Origin of the sequence: Micromonospora sp. DT201 (assembly GCF_049841575.1) — a bacterium.
In the GTDB taxonomy this organism is placed as follows: Bacteria; Actinomycetota; Actinomycetes; order Mycobacteriales; family Micromonosporaceae; genus Micromonospora.
The window spans coordinates 51,682-69,539 of sequence record NZ_JBNCKP010000017.1 but is presented as its reverse complement, the minus strand read 5'-3'; the positions used below and the strand labels follow the sequence as shown (position 1 = coordinate 69,539).

General features: G+C 71.2%; 15 protein-coding genes and 1 riboswitch. Of the genes, 6 read left to right on the top strand and 9 right to left on the bottom strand.

What is annotated here, in order from left to right:
* Positions 1 to 46: 46 nt before the first annotated feature.
* Complete coding sequence (locus ACLQ28_RS24585; protein ID WP_425688634.1) at positions 47 to 1,447, top strand: FAD-binding oxidoreductase; 1,401 nt, start codon at positions 47 to 49, stop codon at positions 1,445 to 1,447.
* Between the two features lie 7 nt (positions 1,448 to 1,454).
* On the opposite strand, the gene ACLQ28_RS24580 is transcribed toward ACLQ28_RS24585, so the two are convergent.
* Together ACLQ28_RS24580 and ACLQ28_RS24575 are read right to left on the bottom strand one after the other, a co-directional pair.
* Positions 1,455 to 1,988, bottom strand: a complete 534-nt coding sequence (locus tag ACLQ28_RS24580; RefSeq protein ID WP_425688633.1) for a hypothetical protein — start codon at positions 1,986 to 1,988, stop codon at positions 1,455 to 1,457.
* An 88-nt stretch (positions 1,989 to 2,076) separates the two neighbouring features.
* The gene (locus tag ACLQ28_RS24575; protein WP_425688742.1) at positions 2,077 to 3,945 is read right to left on the bottom strand and encodes a glycerol-3-phosphate dehydrogenase/oxidase; all 1,869 of its coding nucleotides are present in this window, start codon (positions 3,943 to 3,945) and stop codon (positions 2,077 to 2,079) included.
* Between the two features lie 221 nt (positions 3,946 to 4,166).
* Here ACLQ28_RS24575 and ACLQ28_RS24570 point away from each other — a divergent pair, with 221 nt between their 5' ends.
* From ACLQ28_RS24570 to ACLQ28_RS24560, 3 genes are all read left to right on the top strand, one after another.
* On the top strand, positions 4,167 to 6,746 hold the full coding sequence (locus ACLQ28_RS24570) for a S8 family serine peptidase (protein WP_425688632.1): 2,580 nt from the start codon (positions 4,167 to 4,169) through the stop codon (positions 6,744 to 6,746).
* A 49-nt stretch (positions 6,747 to 6,795) separates the two neighbouring features.
* Positions 6,796 to 7,731: a GNAT family N-acetyltransferase gene (locus tag ACLQ28_RS24565; RefSeq protein WP_425688631.1), complete on the top strand. Its 936-nt coding sequence runs from the start codon at positions 6,796 to 6,798 to the stop codon at positions 7,729 to 7,731.
* Positions 7,732 to 7,817: 86 nt separating this feature from the next.
* A complete protein-coding gene (locus ACLQ28_RS24560; RefSeq protein ID WP_425688630.1) occupies positions 7,818 to 8,066 on the top strand; it encodes a hypothetical protein in 249 nt (82 codons plus the stop codon).
* A gap of 56 nt (positions 8,067 to 8,122) precedes the next feature.
* On the opposite strand, the gene groL is transcribed toward ACLQ28_RS24560, so the two are convergent.
* The 3 genes from groL to ACLQ28_RS24545 form a co-directional block, all read right to left on the bottom strand.
* Complete coding sequence (groL, locus tag ACLQ28_RS24555; RefSeq protein ID WP_110563811.1) at positions 8,123 to 9,745, bottom strand: chaperonin GroEL; 1,623 nt, start codon at positions 9,743 to 9,745, stop codon at positions 8,123 to 8,125.
* A 273-nt stretch (positions 9,746 to 10,018) separates the two neighbouring features.
* Complete coding sequence (locus ACLQ28_RS24550; RefSeq protein ID WP_425688629.1) at positions 10,019 to 10,465, bottom strand: hypothetical protein; 447 nt, start codon at positions 10,463 to 10,465, stop codon at positions 10,019 to 10,021.
* Positions 10,466 to 10,530: 65 nt separating this feature from the next.
* Complete coding sequence (locus ACLQ28_RS24545) at positions 10,531 to 10,734, bottom strand: cold-shock protein (protein ID WP_425688628.1); 204 nt, start codon at positions 10,732 to 10,734, stop codon at positions 10,531 to 10,533.
* A gap of 324 nt (positions 10,735 to 11,058) precedes the next feature.
* On the opposite strand from ACLQ28_RS24545, the gene ACLQ28_RS24540 reads away from it, so the two are divergent.
* Positions 11,059 to 11,589 carry a GNAT family N-acetyltransferase gene (locus ACLQ28_RS24540; RefSeq protein ID WP_425688627.1) on the top strand — a complete coding sequence of 177 codons (531 nt, stop codon included), beginning with the start codon at positions 11,059 to 11,061 and terminating at the stop codon, positions 11,587 to 11,589.
* Between the two features lie 167 nt (positions 11,590 to 11,756).
* On the opposite strand, the gene paaN is transcribed toward ACLQ28_RS24540, so the two are convergent.
* The 4 genes from paaN to ACLQ28_RS24520 form a co-directional block, all read right to left on the bottom strand.
* Positions 11,757 to 13,430 carry a phenylacetic acid degradation protein PaaN gene (gene paaN / locus ACLQ28_RS24535; RefSeq protein ID WP_425688626.1) on the bottom strand — a complete coding sequence of 558 codons (1,674 nt, stop codon included), beginning with the start codon at positions 13,428 to 13,430 and terminating at the stop codon, positions 11,757 to 11,759.
* A 50-nt stretch (positions 13,431 to 13,480) separates the two neighbouring features.
* A complete protein-coding gene (locus ACLQ28_RS24530) occupies positions 13,481 to 14,500 on the bottom strand; it encodes a GNAT family N-acetyltransferase (RefSeq protein ID WP_425688625.1) in 1,020 nt (339 codons plus the stop codon).
* 387 nt (positions 14,501 to 14,887) lie between these two features.
* Positions 14,888 to 16,174: a threonine synthase gene (thrC, locus tag ACLQ28_RS24525; RefSeq protein ID WP_425688624.1), complete on the bottom strand. Its 1,287-nt coding sequence runs from the start codon at positions 16,172 to 16,174 to the stop codon at positions 14,888 to 14,890.
* An 11-nt stretch (positions 16,175 to 16,185) separates the two neighbouring features.
* Positions 16,186 to 16,321: riboswitch (SAM riboswitch) on the bottom strand.
* 67 nt (positions 16,322 to 16,388) lie between these two features.
* On the bottom strand, positions 16,389 to 17,357 hold the full coding sequence (locus tag ACLQ28_RS24520; RefSeq protein ID WP_425688623.1) for a DMT family transporter: 969 nt from the start codon (positions 17,355 to 17,357) through the stop codon (positions 16,389 to 16,391).
* Between the two features lie 91 nt (positions 17,358 to 17,448).
* Between ACLQ28_RS24520 and ACLQ28_RS24515 the strand changes: the two genes are divergently transcribed.
* Positions 17,449 to 17,754, top strand: a complete 306-nt coding sequence (locus ACLQ28_RS24515; RefSeq protein ID WP_425688622.1) for an ArsR/SmtB family transcription factor — start codon at positions 17,449 to 17,451, stop codon at positions 17,752 to 17,754.
* Positions 17,755 to 17,858 lie beyond the last annotated feature (104 nt).

Genomic DNA, 17,858 nt, shown 5'->3' with positions numbered 1-17,858 from the left:
GACGATCATGTTGATGATCGGCAGCCGCCGACCTAGCCTCGGCTGCATGGCCCCCACCACTCTCCTCGACGACCTGAGCGCCGCGCTCGGTGCCGACGCCGTGCTCACCGACCCGGATCTGCTGCGGATGCACCAGCGCGACGAGGCCGACCTCTGCGACGCCGGCACCCCGCTGGTGGTGACCCGCCCGCGCAGCACCGAACAGGTGGTGGCGGTGGTCCGGGCGGCGGCGCGGCACGGCGTACCGGTGGTGCCGCAGGGCGCGCGGACCGGGCTGGCCGGCGCGGCGAACGCGGTGGACGGCGCGGTGGTGCTCAGCACCGTCGCGATGGACGAGATCCGGGAGATCGACCCGGTGAGTCGGATCGCGGTGGTTCAACCGGGGGTCGTCAACGCGGCGTTGGCCGGGGCGGTCGCCAAGCAGGGGCTCTGGTATCCGCCGGACCCCGGCTCCTGGGAGTCGTCCACGATCGGCGGCAACGTGGCCACCAACGCCGGCGGCATGTGCTGCGTGAAGTACGGCGTGACCACCGAGTACGTGCTCGGCCTGGAGGTGGTGCTCGCCTCCGGTGAGGTGCTGCGCACCGGTCGGCGTACGGCCAAGGGGGTGGCTGGTTACGACCTGACCCGGCTCTTCGTCGGCTCGGAGGGCACTCTCGGAGTGATCACCGAGGTGACCGTGGCGCTGCGGCCCGCACCGGCCGAGTCGCTGACCCTGGTGGCGGTCTTCGGATCCACCGCTGCGGCCGGTGCGGCGGTGGCCGGGATCGCGGCCCGTGGGCTCACCCCCAGCCTGCTGGAGCTGCTCGACCAGACGCATCTGCGGGCAATCGAGGCGTACCAGCCGATGGGGCTGCGGACGGACGCGCAGGCCCTACTGCTGGCCGCCGTGGACACCGGCAGCCGGGCCGCTGACGACCTGGCCGTTCTGGCCGAGGTGTGCGAGTCGGCCGGGGCCGACGAGGTCTACGCGGCCACCGACGCGGTGGAGGCGGCAGCGCTGCTGCAGGCTCGCCGGCTGGCCCACCCGGCGATGGAGAAGTTCGCCGCCGAGGCCTACCCGGGCGGCAACGGCGGTCTGGTGATCGACGATGTGGCGGTGCCGCGCGGTTCGCTCGCCGCACTGCTGGACGGGGTGGGCCGGATCGCGGCGCAGTGCGAGGTGCCGATCGGTGTGGTGGGGCATGCCGGGGATGGCAACATGCACCCGAACATCGTGGTCGACCGGGCCGACCCGGTGAGCGTGGAGCGGGGCCGGCGGGCGTTCGACGAGATCATGCGGCTCGGCCTGGGCCTGGGCGGCACGTGCACCGGAGAGCACGGGGTGGGGCTGCTCAAGCGAGACTGGCTGGCTCGGGAGATCGGGCCGGTCGGTGTCCGGGTGCACCAGGCGATCAAGTCGGCTCTGGATCCGGCTGGTCTGCTCAACCCCGGCAAGGTGCTCTGAGCTGGGGTCAGCCCTTGATCTCGGCCGGGGTCGCCTGGGTGAGCAGCAGCAGGATCTCTCCCGCGACGCGCGTGCGTTCCTCACCTGGGCAGTCCTGCGAGGTGATCAGCCCGGTCGAGGTGAGCAGGCTGGACGTGAGCGCGTCGATGCAGGTGCTGCGGTATCTCCGGGCCTGATCGGTCTCGGCGGCCAGCGCCGGGTCGGCGAGCAGCACCTGAAGCCGTTCGGTCAACTCCGGGGCGAGGGTGCCCCGGGAGGTGACCCCGTCGCCGGCGCAGTCGAGGCACTGCCACGCGCCGTCCCGCTCGACGCTCAGGGTGCGCAGCGGGCCGTCTGCGCCGAGCCGCTGAAGCAGGCTGACCTGGCCAGCGGCAACCGTGGTGGGGATCTCCAGCTGCGCTCCGCCATCCGCCGCGGCGGGCTGTTGCGCCACCGACGAGCCCCGCGCGTCCCGGTCGAGTAGCGAACACCCGGTCAGGGCACCGATGAGCGCGGCGGCGAGGACGGGTAGAAGCAGACGAGAGCGCGCGCGGGGAAGCACGCGCGGAAACCTACCTCACCGTAGGTAGCGGCCGAAACCACCATCCGGGCCGGTATCGATGGTTACCCTTCAGTAACGTTCCAATTCGTCACCGAGCGGACGAACGCAGCTCAGCCTCATCGTCGTCGCCACCCCGGTCGGCCGCGTAACCACGGACGTCCGGAGCGCCGAGCCGGGCCGCGTCCGCCGCAGCGTCGTCCGGCATCAACTGGGACTGCCTCTCCGCCTCCACCCGGGCGCGATAGTGCTCGACCTCGCGTGCCCGGGTGGCCGCGTCCCAACCGAGCACCGCACCCATCAGCTCGGCGGTGTGCTCCGCCGACTCCAGCCCCCGGTGGCTGGTCTCGAACGAGATCCGGGTCCGTCGGGTCAACACGTCCTCCAGGTGCAGCGCACCCTCGGCCCGCGCCGCGTAGGCGACCTCCGCCGCCAGATACTCCGGAGCACCGGCCAGCGGGGACGCGAGCAGTGGATCGGCGTCGATCAGCGCCAGCAGATCCAGGGTGAGGGTGCCGTACCGCTCCAGCAGGTGCTCCACCACGCCCACCGGCACGCCGTGCCGGCGAGCCAGGTCGGCCCGGTCCCGCCACATCGCCGGATACCCGTCGGCGCCGAGCAGCGGCAGATCGGCGGTACGCGACGAGCGGGCGCCGCCGAGCCGGCGGGCCGCACGGTCGACGACGTCGGAGGCCATCACCCGGTACGTCGTGTACTTGCCGCCGGCCACCAGCAGCAGCCCGAGCATCGGCTCGAAGACCGCGTGCTCACGGGAGAGTTTCGAGGTCGAATCGGCCTCGCCGGCCAGCAGCGGCCGCAGCCCGGCGTACACCCCCTCGATGTCGGCGGTGGTCAACGGCCGGTCCAGCACCGTGTTGACCTCCCGCAGGAGGTAGTCGATGTCGCTGGCCGAGGCGGCCGGATGGGACCGGTCCAGCCGCCAGTCGGTGTCCGTCGTGCCGATGATCCAGTGCCCGCCCCACGGGATGACGAAGAGCACCGACTTCGCCGTACGCAGAATGAGCCCCGTCTCGCCGGTGATCGCCGAGCGGGGCACCACCAGGTGCACCCCCTTGGAGGCGCGCACCCGGACGCCGGGCCGCAGGCCCACGTCGTTGAGCATCCGGGACATGTCGTCGCTCCACACACCGGTGGCTGCGATGACGGTACGGGCCTGCACCTCGAACTCCGCGTCCGGTGAACCCTTCGGCGCCTCCAGGTCCCGGACGCGTACGCCGGTCACCTCGCGTGCCTGCCGGATCAGCCCGACGGCGCGAGTGCTGCTCACCACCGTGGCACCGAGGCTGGCAGCGGTGCGGGCAAGAGTGACGACCAGCCGCGCGTCGTCGACCTGCCCGTCGTAGTAGCGGATCGCCCCCGCCAGCGCGTCGGCCCGCAGGCTCGGAAAGATCCGCCGGGCGCCTTCCCTGGTCAGGTGCCGGTGCAGTGGCATGCCCCGGCCACCGCCGAAGAGCCCGGCGAAGGCGTCGTAGGTGGCCACGCCGGCGCCGTAGTACGAGCGGCGGAAGATCCGGGCCGGCAGGTCCCGCAGGCCCCGTCCGGCCGGCAGCGGCACCAGGATCGGCACCGGGCGCACCAGGTGCGGCGCAAGTCGGGTGGCCAGCAGCCCGCGCTCGGTGAGCGCCTCGTGGACCAGGTGGAACTCCAACTGCTCCAGGTAGCGCAGGCCACCGTGGATGAGCTTGCTGGACCGGCTGGAGGTGCCCGCAGCGAGGTCGCGCGCCTCGACCAGGGCCACCTTCAGGCCTCGGGACGCCGCGTCCAGGGCGGCACCGGCACCGGTCACCCCGCCACCGATGACCAGCACGTCGAAGCGCTCAGCGCGCAGTCGACGCAGGTCGGACGCGCGGCGGACCGGCGAGAGCTGACCGGCGACGGATCGGGAGACATTGGGGTCACGCACCCGTCCACCGTAACCGTCGCGCCAGCGGGTCTGCATTTCGCCGCCCGCCCCGTACTGCACCTACCGGCGGTGCCTTCGCTCTGTTCGAGCGGATCACCGCTGCCACGGTGACCAGTTGCAGCCGCCGCTCCCGTCTCTTGATCAGGTGATGAAAAGTAGGTTCCGACGGCGCTTCTGACCTACTTTTCATCACTTGATCACCGCGCATCACGTCGACGCCGGGCTGGAACTGTTCGTCGTGGTCGTAAGGTGCTCGGATGCACGGTCAGCCTGCGCACCCCGGAGTCAGCGACCGCAGTTCCCCGTGGGCGGTGGTCGCAGCCGTGCTGGTCGGCGGCTGGACGGTGGCGGTCACCGTGGCCACCCAGGCCGGTGGCTGGGTCACCGACCAGGTGTTGCTGGGTTTCGGACGGGACCGGGTCGGCTGGCTCTGGCCGGTGCTCGGCCTGGCCACCGTCGTGCTGGTGGGCACGCCCGCCCTGCTGCTGGCCGTGCTGCCCAGGTCGGCCATGGTCCGGGCCACCGGGCGGGTCTGGCTGCTCGGGGCACTAGCCCTCGGCGTGCTGACGCTGCTGCGGGTCGTGCCGCCGGTGCACCATGAGGCGTACCTCGCCGCGCTGGCCGGCGTGGCGTTGCTCACCGCACTCGCCGTGCGCTGGTCGGCGCGACGATCGGCCGCCTCGGGCACCGGTAGCGCGCCCGGCACCGCCGCGATGCTCGCCGGGCACGCCACTGGTGGCGCGGCGCCGACCGGTGACGCCGCCCCAACCGAGGCCGCCGGAAACCCGGGGCCGAGCGGTGACGCCGCACCGGAGGCCGCCTCGGAGGCCGAGCCGGTCGGACGCCAGCGGGGGTTGCGCCGGCTTGGCCCGGTGCCACTGCTCGCGGTCGCCGCCGGGTTGGCGCTGCTGCTGCCGTGGGCCTGGCTGGGCGCGCTCGGCGGGCTCCTGGAGACCGCACTCGCGCTACTGACGGCCGCCGCGCTCGGGACGCTGGCCGCGACGCTGCTGAACGCCACGTTCTGGTCCCGGTTCGCGGTCGGCCGGCCGCCCCGGCCGGCCCGGCTGGTGCTGCTGGGAGGGCTGGTCGCCGGGGTGGCGCTGCTGCTTCTCGCGGCCGGCACCGGCCAGTCCGGCGCGCAGTTGCCCGCGCTGCTGACCCTGCCGCCGACGGGCTTCGCGCTGGCCGCGCTGTGGGCGGCGGCCTGGCGGCCCACCACCGGCCCGGACGAGGCCACACGCGCTGGCCGCACGGCGACCGGCTGGCTCGTGGGCCTGGCCGCACTCGGCCCGCTGGCCTTCACCGACCCGGAGGAGATCACCCTGCTGCTGGTCGGCACCCGGGACGTCCCGTTCTGGGTGGCGGCCGCCGCCGGCGCCGGGCTCGCCGTCGCCGTCCTGGTCGCCATCGGGTACGCAGTGCTGCTCGCCCGGCCGACGGCACGCACCCCGAGCCGCCGGGTCGCAGCGGTGGCAGCCGTGGTGCTGCTGGTGACGTTCGGCGTGGTCGACCTCGGCCCCGGCCAGCCAGGCCTGTACGGCGAACGGCTGCTCGTGGTGCTGCGCGCGCAGGCCGACCTGAACGGTCTACCGGCCGGCGCACCGGGTCGGGCGGGGCGGGACGCCCGCGCGGCGGAGGTCTACCGGCGCCTGGTGACGACCGCCGAGCAGACCCAGACAGACCTGCTTCGAGGCCTGACCCGGCTCCGACTCGACCCGGTGTCGTACTACCTGGTGAACGCGATCGAGGTGGACGGCGGCCCGGCGGTACGGGCCTGGCTCGCCCGCCGACCGGAGGTGGCCCGCGTGCTGGTCAGCCAGCGCCTGCGGCCACTACCGGCCCCGGCCGGGCAGAGCCGCGGCACCGCGCCGAAGCCCACCGGCCCGGAGTGGAACATCCGCCAGATCGGCGCCGACCGGGTGTGGTCCCAGCTCGGGGTGACCGGCACGGGCATCGTGGTCGGCAGTTCGGATTCGGGAGTGGACGGCACCCATCCGGCGCTACGAGCCGGCTTCCGTGGCGGGAACGACTCCTGGTACGACCCGTGGGACGGCAGCCGGAATCCGACCGACAAGGGCGGCCACGGCACCCACACGGTGGGCAGCGCAGTCGGTCGGGACGGCATCGGCGTGGCACCGGACGCACAGTGGGTCGGCTGCGTCAACCTGGACCGCAACCTCGGCAACCCCGCGCACTACCTGGACTGCCTCCAGTTCATGCTGGCGCCGTTCCCAGCTGGCGGTGACCCGTTCACCGACGGCCGACCGGAACGCGCCCCGCAGGTGCTGACCAACTCGTGGGGCTGCCCGCCGATCGAGGGCTGTGACCGGGGCGTACTGCGGCCGGCCACCGCAGCGCTGGACGCCGCCGGGATCTTCGTGGTCGCCGCCGCCGGCAACACCGGCCCGTGGTGTGCGTCGATCGACGACCCGCCCGCGCCGTACGCGGACGTGTTGACAGTGGGCGCGGTGGACGAGCAGCACCGGGTTGCCGAGTTCTCGTCGCGCGGGCCGGTGCCGGGCGGCACGGGCAAGCCGGACGTCCTGGCACCGGGGGTGGGAGTGGTGTCGGCGATGCCGGGCGGCACGTACGCCGCGCTCGATGGCACCTCGATGGCGACGCCGCAGGTGGCCGGGGTGGTCGCGCTGATGTGGTCGGCGAACCCGGCGCTGGTCGGCGACGTGGGCCGCACCCGGCAGATCCTGCGGGACACCGCCACGGCGGCGACACCGACCTACCGCTCCAGCAACCCGACCGACGCCTGTGGTGGCCCGTCGAACGTCACCGGCGCCGGCGAGGTCGACGCCTTCGCCGCCGTCCGAGCCGCCCAACAGTAAGGATGGGAGGGAGTGCGGACCGGCAACCAGTGATCTAGGGTCGGCGACCATGGACGCCGAGATCACCGTCACCGAGCTGACAGCCGACCTGGCTTCCACCGTGGTTCGGCTCTGCGAGCAGGCTCTCGACCTCCCCGAGGATGCCGCCGAGGCGGCCCCCATCGTGGACGTGCTCTGGCCCCGGGCCGTCGCCGACCGATCGGTGGTCGGGCTGGGCGCGTACCGGGGTGCGGATCTGGTCGGGGTGCTGCTCTGCTCGGTGTCGTCGACCGAGCCGGGAATCGGGCACGTGGACCTGGTCGCGGTCCTTCCGGATCAGCGCCGCCGGGGAGTCGGCCGGGCACTGCTCCAGCGAGCCGAGCGGGTGCTCGCCGAGCGCGGGGTGACCGAGGTGCTGCTGGCCGGGAACCCGCCGTACTACGCGTGGCCGGGCATCGACGTCCGCTACACGCCGGCCGTCTGCGCCGCGCTCGCGCTGGGCTACCAGCAGGACCGGACCGCCTGGAACATGACCGCAGACCTGTCGTACGACGGGTCGCCGGCGCTGCGGTCCACCGAGGCTGCGGAGCAACGGCTGGCCGATCAAGGCGTCACCGTACGCCGGGCGGAGCCTGCGGACCTGCCGGCGCTGGCCGCGTTCGCCCGGTCCACCTTCGGTGGGGCGTGGGACGGCGAGTTGGCTGGGTCGGTGGGTCGTGCCGGCGCCGGGTGCCACCTGGCGGAGCGGGGCGGCGAGGTGCTCGGCTTCGCCGCGTACGGGTCGTCCCGGCCGAGCTGGTTCGGGCCGATGGGCACCGCGCCGGCCGCCGAGGGGTCGGGCATCGGTGGGGTGCTGCTGCGGCGCTGCCTACGGGACCAGCAGGCGGCAGGGTTGGACCGGGCGCAGATTGGCTGGGTGGGGCCGGTGCCGTTCTATTCCGGCAGCGCGGGGGCCCGGATCGAGCGGGTCTTCTTCCTGTACCGGCGGAGGGTCGGGGCACAATAAGGGGTGAACGGGACACTGGTCCAGATAGCGCCATTCGCCCGCACCGGCCATCGACGCCCCCTACCGTTTCGGTAGAGGAGGCAGCCATGACCACGGATGACGACCAGACCGAGGACGGCCCGCCGATCACCTGGAAACCGGTCGGCGAACTCCCCGGCCAACTGCCGCTCGACCGGCTCGACTACGGCGACGCCGAGCAACTGGCCGAGATGACCACGGACGACTCGCCGTCGGTGGTCGACGAGCCGCAGGAGATGGTGGACGCGCCGATCCAACTGCTTCCGCCGTACGACCGGGCGCACAAGCGGCGCAACCAGCGCCCCCTACCCACCTGACGACGAACGGGGCGGACCGCGTCAGCGGCCCGCCCCGTTCTGTGTCGGAACTGGACTCAGAAGTCCATGTCCCCGCCACCCGGGCCAGCCGGGGCAGCCGGGGTCTTCTCCGGCTTGTCCGCGACAACGGCTTCGGTGGTGAGGAACAGCGCCGCGATGGAAGCGGCGTTCTGCAGCGCCGAGCGCGTCACCTTGGCCGGGTCGATGATGCCCGCGGCCAGCAGGTCGACGTACTCGCCGTTGGCGGCGTTGAGGCCGTGACCCGCTTCGAGGTTACGGACCTTCTCCACCACGACGCCGCCCTCAAGGCCGGCGTTGACGGCGATCTGCCGCAGCGGGGCGTCCAGCGCGACCTTGACGATGTTCGCGCCGGTCGCCTCGTCGCCGACCAGGTCGAGCTTGTCGAAGGCGGTCTTGCCGGCCTGCACCAGCGCGACGCCACCACCCGGGACGATGCCCTCCTCGACGGCGGCCTTCGCGTTGCGAACGGCGTCCTCGATGCGGTGCTTGCGCTCCTTGAGCTCGACCTCGGTGGCCGCGCCGACCTTGATGACCGCAACGCCACCGGCCAGCTTGGCCAGCCGCTCCTGCAGCTTCTCGCGGTCGTAGTCGGAGTCGCTCTTGTCGATCTCGGCCCGGATCTGGTTGACCCGGCCCTGGATCTGCTCGGCGTCACCGGCACCGTCGACGATGGTGGTCTCGTCCTTGGTCACGACGACCTTGCGGGCGCGGCCCAGCATGTCGAGGCTGGCGGCGTCGAGCTTGAGGCCGACCTCCTCGCTGATGACCTGGCCACCGGCGAGGATGGCGATGTCGGTCAGCATGGCCTTGCGGCGGTCACCGAAGCCCGGCGCCTTGACGGCGACCGACTTGAAGGTGCCACGGACCTTGTTGACCACCAGGGTGGCCAGGGCCTCGCCCTCCAGGTCCTCGGCGATGATCAGCAGCGGCTTGCCCGACTGCATGACCTTCTCCAGGATCGGGAGCAGGTCCTTCACCGACGAGATCTTGCTGTTGGCGATCAGGATGTACGGGTCGTCGAAGACGGCCTCCATACGCTCCGGGTCGGTCATGAAGTAGGCCGAGATGTAGCCCTTGTCGAAGCGCATACCCTCGGTGAGCTCCAGCTCCAGCCCGAAGGTGTTGCTCTCCTCGACGGTGATGACGCCTTCCTTGCCGACCTTGTCCATCGCCTCGGCGATGATCTCGCCGACGGTGGTGTCACCAGCGGAGATGGAGGCGGTGGAGGCGATCTGCTCCTTGGTCTCGACGTCCTTGGCGAGCTTGGACAGCTCCTCCGAGACGCTCGCGACCGCAGCCTCGATGCCCCGCTTCAGGGCCATCGGGTTGGCGCCAGCGGCCACGTTGCGCAGGCCCTCGCGAACCAGGGCCTGGGCCAGGACGGTCGCCGTCGTCGTGCCGTCACCGGCAACGTCGTCGGTCTTCTTGGCGACCTCCTTGACCAGCTCAGCGCCGATCTTCTCGTACGGGTCCTCGAGCTCGATCTCCTTGGCGATGCTCACACCATCGTTGGTGATGGTGGGGGCACCCCACTTCTTCTCGAGCACGACGTTGCGGCCCTTGGGGCCGAGGGTCACCTTTACGGCGTCGGCGAGCTGGTTCATGCCCCGCTCGAGGCCGCGGCGAGCCTCTTCGTCGAAAGCGATCATCTTGGCCATACGGCGTTGTCCTCCTGGACACTCACGGGCCACCCGAGTTTGTGTGCCCCGGATGGGCCGCCTGGTGTGCGCACCTTGGGACGTCGCCACCTGGCGACGGCGACGTCCTTCGGCCGGGCCGGATAGCCCGCGACGACCGGCCATGTGCCGCCCCGGTGTCTCCACACCGGCGCAACCTGGCCCCACCGTCCCGACCGCTGGCACTCACGGTATGCGAGTGCCAATGACTTGTTTAGCACTCTCCCCTGCCGAGTGCAAGCACGATGGGGCCGCTCAGCCGAGTTCCGCGGCCAGTCCGGCAGTGTTCACCGGCGCCTCATGGGCCCGCTGCTCGGCGTACGTCACGAGCAGACCGATCCTCGGGGCGAGGTGGGCCGGCAGGGCCAACACCGCAGTGACCCCGATCACCGCCACCGCCCCCACCGCAGTACCTGGTGACGCGAAGGGATCCGTCCCGAGAGCGGAGGTGCCCAGCCCTTCCAGGAAACCGGGAATCAGGCTCCCGACGACCACCGCCAGGGCCACCAGGGCCACCCGTCCGAGCATCAGGCCGAACCGGTCGTGGAACATCCGGAACGACCGGCCGATCGGGTTGCGGCGTTCGAAGAGGTAGACCGGGCCGGCCAGGCTCAGCGCGAACGCCAGGTAGATGCCCGGCAGCACGCAGAAACAGACGCCGATGCCAATGAGCAGGCTGATCAGCAGCGTCCAGCCCCACAACGGGAGCGCCCGACGCAGGCCATAGCGCCGCAGCCCCGACGCGGGGGCCGATCGGGTGAGGAAGCTCAGGCGATGACGCGTACGTGCTCGGCCTGCGGGCCCTTCTGCCCCTGGGCGACCTCGAACTCCACCCGCTGACCGTCCTCCAGGGCCTTGTAGCCGTCCATCTCGATCGCAGAGAAATGAACGAACACGTCCTGACCGCCGTCGACGGCGATGAAGCCGTAGCCCTTTTCGGCGTTGAACCACTTCACGGTGCCCTGTGCCACGGTGCACATCCCTCACTCTGCGCGGCGTTGCCTGACCCGGCGCACGGCGCGGCCGGGCGCCCTCGGACACCGCCTCAGCGATCGATGACGGCCATTGAAGCAGGTGACCGAAATCGCACGCTACACGAGGAGTGACGACCGCGCACGGCCACAAATCGGACACACTTCGGGCGTCCCCAACCGCACTGATCGGTCGGGTTCTCGAGCCGCCGAATTCGCGCACGCCATTGCGAATGGGTGGAGGGCCGCAGGGGCGCCCCGCGGTGACGGCAATCGGGCACAGCTCACGAAACGGCGTCCATCCCCTGTGGTAGGCATGCGGACATGACCACCGACATAGGCTCGCCGGCCCTACGGCTCGCGGAGATCCGCCGGGTCCGGCCGGAGGACGCCGCCCGGATGCGGGCGCTGCGCCTGGAGATGCTGGCCGACGCGCCGTTGGCCTTCCTGGAGACCCTTGCCGACGCGGCGGCCCGACCGCACAACGAGTTCGCCGCCCGGGTCTCCTACACCTCGGCCGGTTCCCGTAACGCGCAGTTCATCGCCGACCCGGGCGGCCGGCTGGTCGGGCACGCCGGTGGCACGGCCGCCCCGAACGAACCCGGGCTGACCGTGATCTACGCCGTGTACGTAACGCCGATCTGGCGGGGCAGTGGACTTCTCGCCGAACTGATCGACGAAGTGGCCGCTTGGTCGCGAGCCTGCGGCCGACCGGAGCTGCTGCTGGAAGTGGTGGTCGGCAACGACCGCGCCTACCGCGCCTACCAGCGCCTGGGCTTCACCGACACCGGCGTACGAGTCCCCCACCCCACCATCCCAGCCCTGACCGAACTACAAATGCGCAAAAAAGCCTAAAACCAAGAACTCGCCCCAAGGCAGAACCACTGTGCTGCCCTCAAAGCCGGATGCGTCAGCGACCACCGTGCCTCGGGAGGGTTTCCGGGGCAGCCCGACCCGCGCAGGGATCAAGCCTGACCGCCCGGAGCGGGTCGGGCTGCCCCGGAAACCCCCACCGCAACTAACTACACGTGACGCCGCGACTGAACGATCCGGAACCGATTAGCCACGTACGCCCCGTCGGTCAACGCCGAGTTCGCCGCCGCATTGGCGCCACTGCCGTGGAAGTCGGAGAACGCCGCCGACTGGTTCACGAAAACCCCGCCGGTGAGGTTGCAGGACAGGTGCACCCCGACCTCGACCGCCACCGCCTCGGTGGCGTCCAGCACCGCCTCGTCGGTGGAGTAGACCCCTGCGGTGAGAGCGCCCTTCTCGCCGACCGTGCGACGCAGCAGCTCCAGGCTGTGCGCGGTGGAGTCGGTCGCGATGGCGAACGAGATCGGCCCGAACCACTCCCGGCCGTACGTCTCCGCGTCGCCCGCGGCCAGCTTCACGATCGTCGGCGTACGCACCACCGCGTCGGCGTACGCCGGGTGGACCACTGCCCGCGACTCCAGCACCGGCTCGCCGACCTTGGTCACCTCAGCCAGCCGCTCCAGCACCCCGTCGTTGACGATGGCGCCGGTCAGCTCCACGCTTCGGGCCGGGTCCGCGGTGAGCTTGGCAACCGCTGCGGCGATCCCGCCGGCCACCTCGTCGAAGCTCTTGTGCCCCTGGTCGGTCTCGATGCCACCGGCGGGGATGAGGATGTTCTGCGAGGTGGTGCACATCTGACCGCTGTAGAGGGTCAGCGTGAAACCGAGGTTGCGGCACATCCCGGCGAAGTCGTCGGTCGAGTCGATGACGACCGTGTTCAGACCGGCCTTCTCCGTGTAGACCGACGCTTGCCGGGCGTGCGTCTCCAGCCAGTCGCCGTACTCAGTGGAGCCGGTGAAGTCGACGATCCTGATGGAGCGGTGCAGGGCCAGGTCGCTCGCGAGCTTCTCGCCGGGGGCCTCAGCCGCCAGCATGATCAGGTTCGGGTCGAAGCCGGCCTCGGCGAGCACCTCCCGGGCGTACTTCACGGTGATGGCCAACGGCAGCACCGCGCGCGGGTGCGGCTTGACGATCACCGGGTTGCCGGTGACCAGCGAGGCGAACAGCCCAGGGTACGAATTCCAGGTCGGGAAGGTGTTGCAGCCGATCACCAGCGCCACCCCGCGCGGCACCACGTGGAACGTCTTGGTCATCCGCAGCGGGTCGCCCTTGCCGGCGGCCTTCTCCCAGCCTGCCGTGCCCGGGTGACGGGTCATCTCGGCGTACGCGTACGCCAGCGCTTCCAGCGCCCGGTCCAGTGCGTGCGCGCCGCCAGCCTGGAAGGCCATCACGAACGCCTGGCCACTGGTGAACTGCACCGCGTTGGCCAGCTCGAAGATGTGCTTGTGCAGCCGGTCGAGGATCTCCATGCAGACGCCCACCCGTGCCTGCGGGCCGGCGTCGCGCCACGCCGGCAGGGCGGCGGTCGCGGCACTGACCAGCTCGTCGGTGCCGGAGTGCGGGTAACGCACCGCAAGCTGCACCCCGAACGGGCTCGCTTCGGTAGCGACCCGAACGCCGGTGCCCGGCTGGTCGAGCGGGAAGTCGCCACCGAGGTACGCCTCGAACGCGGCCTTACCGTCGGCGGCGGCGGTCTCGCCGTACACCCGGGGGCTGGGGGACTCGGGATAGGCGGACCAGTAGCCCCGCTCCGTGATCGCGGTCAGCGCACGGTTGAGGGTGTCGGCGTGCCTGTCGTACAGGGGCTGCGGGGTCTCCGTCATGCCCGCAATCATGCCTGAGCACGCGGCGTGAGCAGTAGCGCCAATACCCGTCAGAGGATGAGCTGCCAGTCGGTCCAGGAGTCCACCGGGCGGAAGCCGAGCTGGTCGTTGATCGCCACCATGTAACTGTTGCTGGCCGCGTTCCAGGTGTCGATGACGCGTACCGCCGGCTCGTGGGTGAGCAGGTGGTGCAGGTTCTCGGCCTTCGCGATCAGGCCGAGCCGGTGCCCACGGTGAGCCGGGTCGACGAGGGTGATCTGCTGGAAGGCGTGCCAGTCGGCGGAGGGGCCCACGTCCAGCAGGGTCCAGGCGACCAGCCGGCCGGACGCTTCGTGCCGCATCCCGAGGTGGTAGCGCCGCCGGCCCCGGGCGTCCAGGGCGCGATCGTTGCCGCGGATGCGCTCGGCGTCCACCTGCTCCGGCTCCCACTGCACGTCACCCATGGGTGCGTCCATGAGCAGCCGGCCGTCGAGGTAGGCGATGTCCGCCACGTACTCCTGTGGGGTTGCACCCTGCCAGCACACCGACTTGTAGCCCTCGGCCCGCGGCCGGGCCTCCGCCAGCGCCGCTCGCAACGCGACCCGGTCGATCTCGGCGACCTCAAGCCGGCGACGCACCTCGGCAAGTGCGGGCTGAGCGCCGGTCGAGGCGGCGAACGCGTCGCCCGCCACGCTACGGGCGGGCCCGTCGGGCAGCGCGGAGACGGTCATCCCGACCACCCGCTTGCGTCCGTGCTCCAGCAGCAGCCGCACCCCGTACTCGTGTAGTGCCCGGCCGACGCCCCGCCGCCGCAGCTCGGGATGCACCACCAGATCGGCGGTGGCGTTGTCGGTGTTGTCGAGCTGCGGCAGGTCCAGCCGAAGGTAGCCGGCCGGCACCCCGTCCAGTCGGGCCAACGCCCAGAGCGACTGGCTACCGGGCATCGGCGAGTGGAACATTGCGTCGAAGCGGCGCCGGCAAAACGGCGGCAAGTCCGGCAGATCGAGGACGCTGGCCGCGGCCCCGATCAGGTACGCCTCGTCGACCGAAGCCCGGTCGGCGCCGTCGAACGACGCGATCATGATGCTCATGCCGCTGAGCGTGCGCCCTGGAAAAGCGATCGGGCCAGCGAATTATTCGCTGGCCCGATCGAACGTGGTCGGGAGGGACACTCGCACAACGCCTCCGGCGTTGGGTCGCAAGAACTTCAAAAGTCTTCGGCGAAATGCCCTCCCGCACGGAGCATCTTGCGCCGTCCGGTTCCTGCCGTCAAGTCCAGAGCGGCGGGTTTTCCACACTCACAGCTAAAAGCCAGTTACCCGGCGGTCCATCCTCTACGCGACCCCGACCCAGCGCATGATCCACTCCGTTTCGCCGATGTGGCGGTGTCCAGGCGCCCGGAATACCGCCACGTCGCCGAAACGGAGTCGATCAATCTCCCGGCGACCGGGACGGGCGCGACAGGTGTGCGGGTGGGGTCAGCCGAGGAGGCCGGCGTCGCGGGCGGCGCGCAGCGAGGGCTTGATGTGGTGGGTCGGCCCGACCTGGCCGGCCACCGCGTCGATGGTCTTCAGACCTTCGCCGGTGTTGAACACGACGGTCTCCGCCGTCGGATCGAGCCGACCGGACTCGACAAGCTTGCGCAGCACCGCGACGGTCACCCCGCCAGCGGTTTCGGCGAAGACACCCGTGGTGCGGGCCAGATCACGGATGCCGGCGCGGATCTCGTCGTCGTCCGCGTACTCCATCCAGCCACCGGTGCGGCGGACCGCCTCCAGGGCGTAGAGGCCGGCGGCCGGGTCGCCAATGTTGAGCGACTTGGCGATGCCTGTGGGCTTGACCGGGGTGATCGTGTCAGTGTCGGCGTGCAGAGCGGTGGCGATCGGGTTGCAGCCGGCCGACTGGGCCCCGAAGACCTTCCAGCCGCCGGCCGGGGCCTCGACCAGGCCGATCTCCACCAGCTCGGAGAACGCCTTGTCAATCTTGGTGAGCAGCTCACCACTGGCCATCGGGATGACCACCTGCGCCGGGATCCGCCAACCGAGCTGCTCGGCCACCTCGTAGCCGAGCGTCTTGGAGCCCTCCGCGTAGTACGGCCGGACGTTCACGTTGACGAACGCGGTGTCCTCGAATTCGTCGGTCTCCACCAGCTCGCCACAGAGCCGGTTGACGTCGTCGTACGAGCCGTCGATGGCGACCAACTCGCCGCCGTAGACGGCCGTGGTGATGACCTTGCCCTGCTCCAGGTCACTGGGGATGAAGACCACCGAGGGAACCCCGGCGCGGGCGGCGTGCGCGGCCACCGAGTTGGCGAGGTTGCCGGTCGACGCGCAGGCGAACCGGGTGAAGCCGAGCGCCTTCGCGGCGGTGAGCGCCACCGAGACGACGCGGTCCTTGAACGAGTGGGTGGGGTTGGCGCTGTCGTCCTTGACCCAGAGCGGCGCGGTGATGCCCAGCTCGGCGGCGAGGTGCGGGGCCGCCACCAGCGGGGTCAGCCCCGGGTCGAGGGTGACCCGGCTGGCCGGGTCCTGACCGGCGGGGAGCAGCGCCGCGTACCGCCAGATGTTGTTCGGGCCGGCCTCGATCTGCTGGCGGGTGACGGCAGCCAGGGCGGCGATGTCGTAGTCGACCTCCAGCGGGCCGAAACACTCGTAGCAGGCGTGCTGGGCGGCCAGCGGGTAGCGGGCCGAGCAGGCGCGACACACCAGAGCGCGGGCAGGGCTGGTGGAGGTGTCGATGGCGGAGGCGGCGAGCGTCGACGTCATGTCGAGGAGTCCTCTCATCTTTCCCCGCATCGCACGGTGCGGCGGGGACGGAATTGGCACCTGCCCCGCCTGTCGCTCAGCGGTGAGCGCGCGGGGTGGTTGCCGGGGCGTCGTCGGGCCGTATCCCTCAGCCCCTCTGGATGAGGTATTCAGTTGTGCTGCCGAGTCTATGCAAAGCCGGGCGAAGCATCCAGCGCAGATCCCAGTGCGTGGGTCAGCGGGCGCTGACCGCCACGCGGTCGACCACCGCGATCGGGTCCGTGACCGCGGTGGACTGCGGCAGGGCCGAAGGCCGGATCCGCGCCCTGGTGGCGAGGTTCGCGGCGACCAGCGCGGCGATCGTGATGGCGGCACCGACCAGTTCGACGGGCTCCGGACGGTAGCCCCGGGCGATCTGGATCGCGAAGGTGGTCACCGGGACCAGGTTCATGAACAGCGCGGCGTTGGCGGCACCGAGCCGCTGCACGCCGGTGTTCCAGGCCAGGACCGCGATCACGGCGGCGACAATCACGGCGTACGCCAATTGCGGGGCGACCGCCGCGAGGTCGGCGGCGGCCGGCGCGTGCTGCCAGCCGACGGCGTCGGCGCCGATGCTCGCGGCCAGCATGGCGGCCGTGCCGGCGAGCGCGGTCAGCGTGGTGAAGCGCAACGGCGACCAGGTGCCGAACCGGCTGGCACCGTGCGTGTAGATGCCCCAGCCGAGCACCGCGCCGATCATCATCAGACCGCCGAGACCGAACTGGTCAAGCCCGGCCAGGCTCCCGCGGGTGATCACCAGGCCGACTCCGAGGAGCGCCACCAGGGAGAGGGCCAGCAGGAGCGGCTTCGGCCGTACGCCGTCGCGGGCCCAGCGGACCAGCTGAGTGATCACGGGGGTGGTGGCCACGAAGAGGGAGATCTGCTGCGGGGCGGCGTGATCGGGCGCCAGGTTGGTGAGCAGGTTGAAGCCGGCAAAGCCGACCACGCCGAGCACCACGATCTCGACAGCCCGGCCTCCGGGCCGCAGCGCGCCGGCACCTTCGCGGAGCAGCAGAATGGCGACCAGGATGACGGCGGCGAGCAGGTAGCGGGCGGTGGTCAGATTGAGTGGATCGATCCGGGTCAGCGCACTGGCCAGGACCGGGAACATCACGCCCCAAGCGAGCACGGCGAGCAGCGGGTAGGCGGCGGCGCGGGATCGCATCGTCAACTCCAATGTTCGAGTATCGTCGAACTAACGACACCGACCATAGGGTGTCGTTCGATGATTGTCGAACAAGGGTTACACTGGTCACATGGAGCCGCACGAACCCGACCTGACCGACATACCGGTCACCACCGTGCTGGCCGCACTCGCGGACGACGTGCGGCTACAGATCGTCCGGGCACTCGCCGAAGGCGGTGAGTTTGCCTGCGGCAGCTTCGACTTCGGCGTTTCCAAGGCGACCCGCAGCCACCACCTGAAGGTGCTCCGCGAGGCGGGCCTGACCCGCACCCGGGCCGCCGGCACCAGCCGCCTGGTCCGGCTCCGCCGCGACGAACTGGACCGCCTCTACCCCGGCCTACTGGACGCGGTCCTCACTCAACCCGGCCGGAGCTGACGTCGGCCGGGGTCCGCTCGGCCCGCAACGAGCGGAGCGTGCCAGGTTTGCGCAACTTCGGTGAAGATGTCGCCTCAAACCGCCGCCAGGCCGCAGTTTCCCCG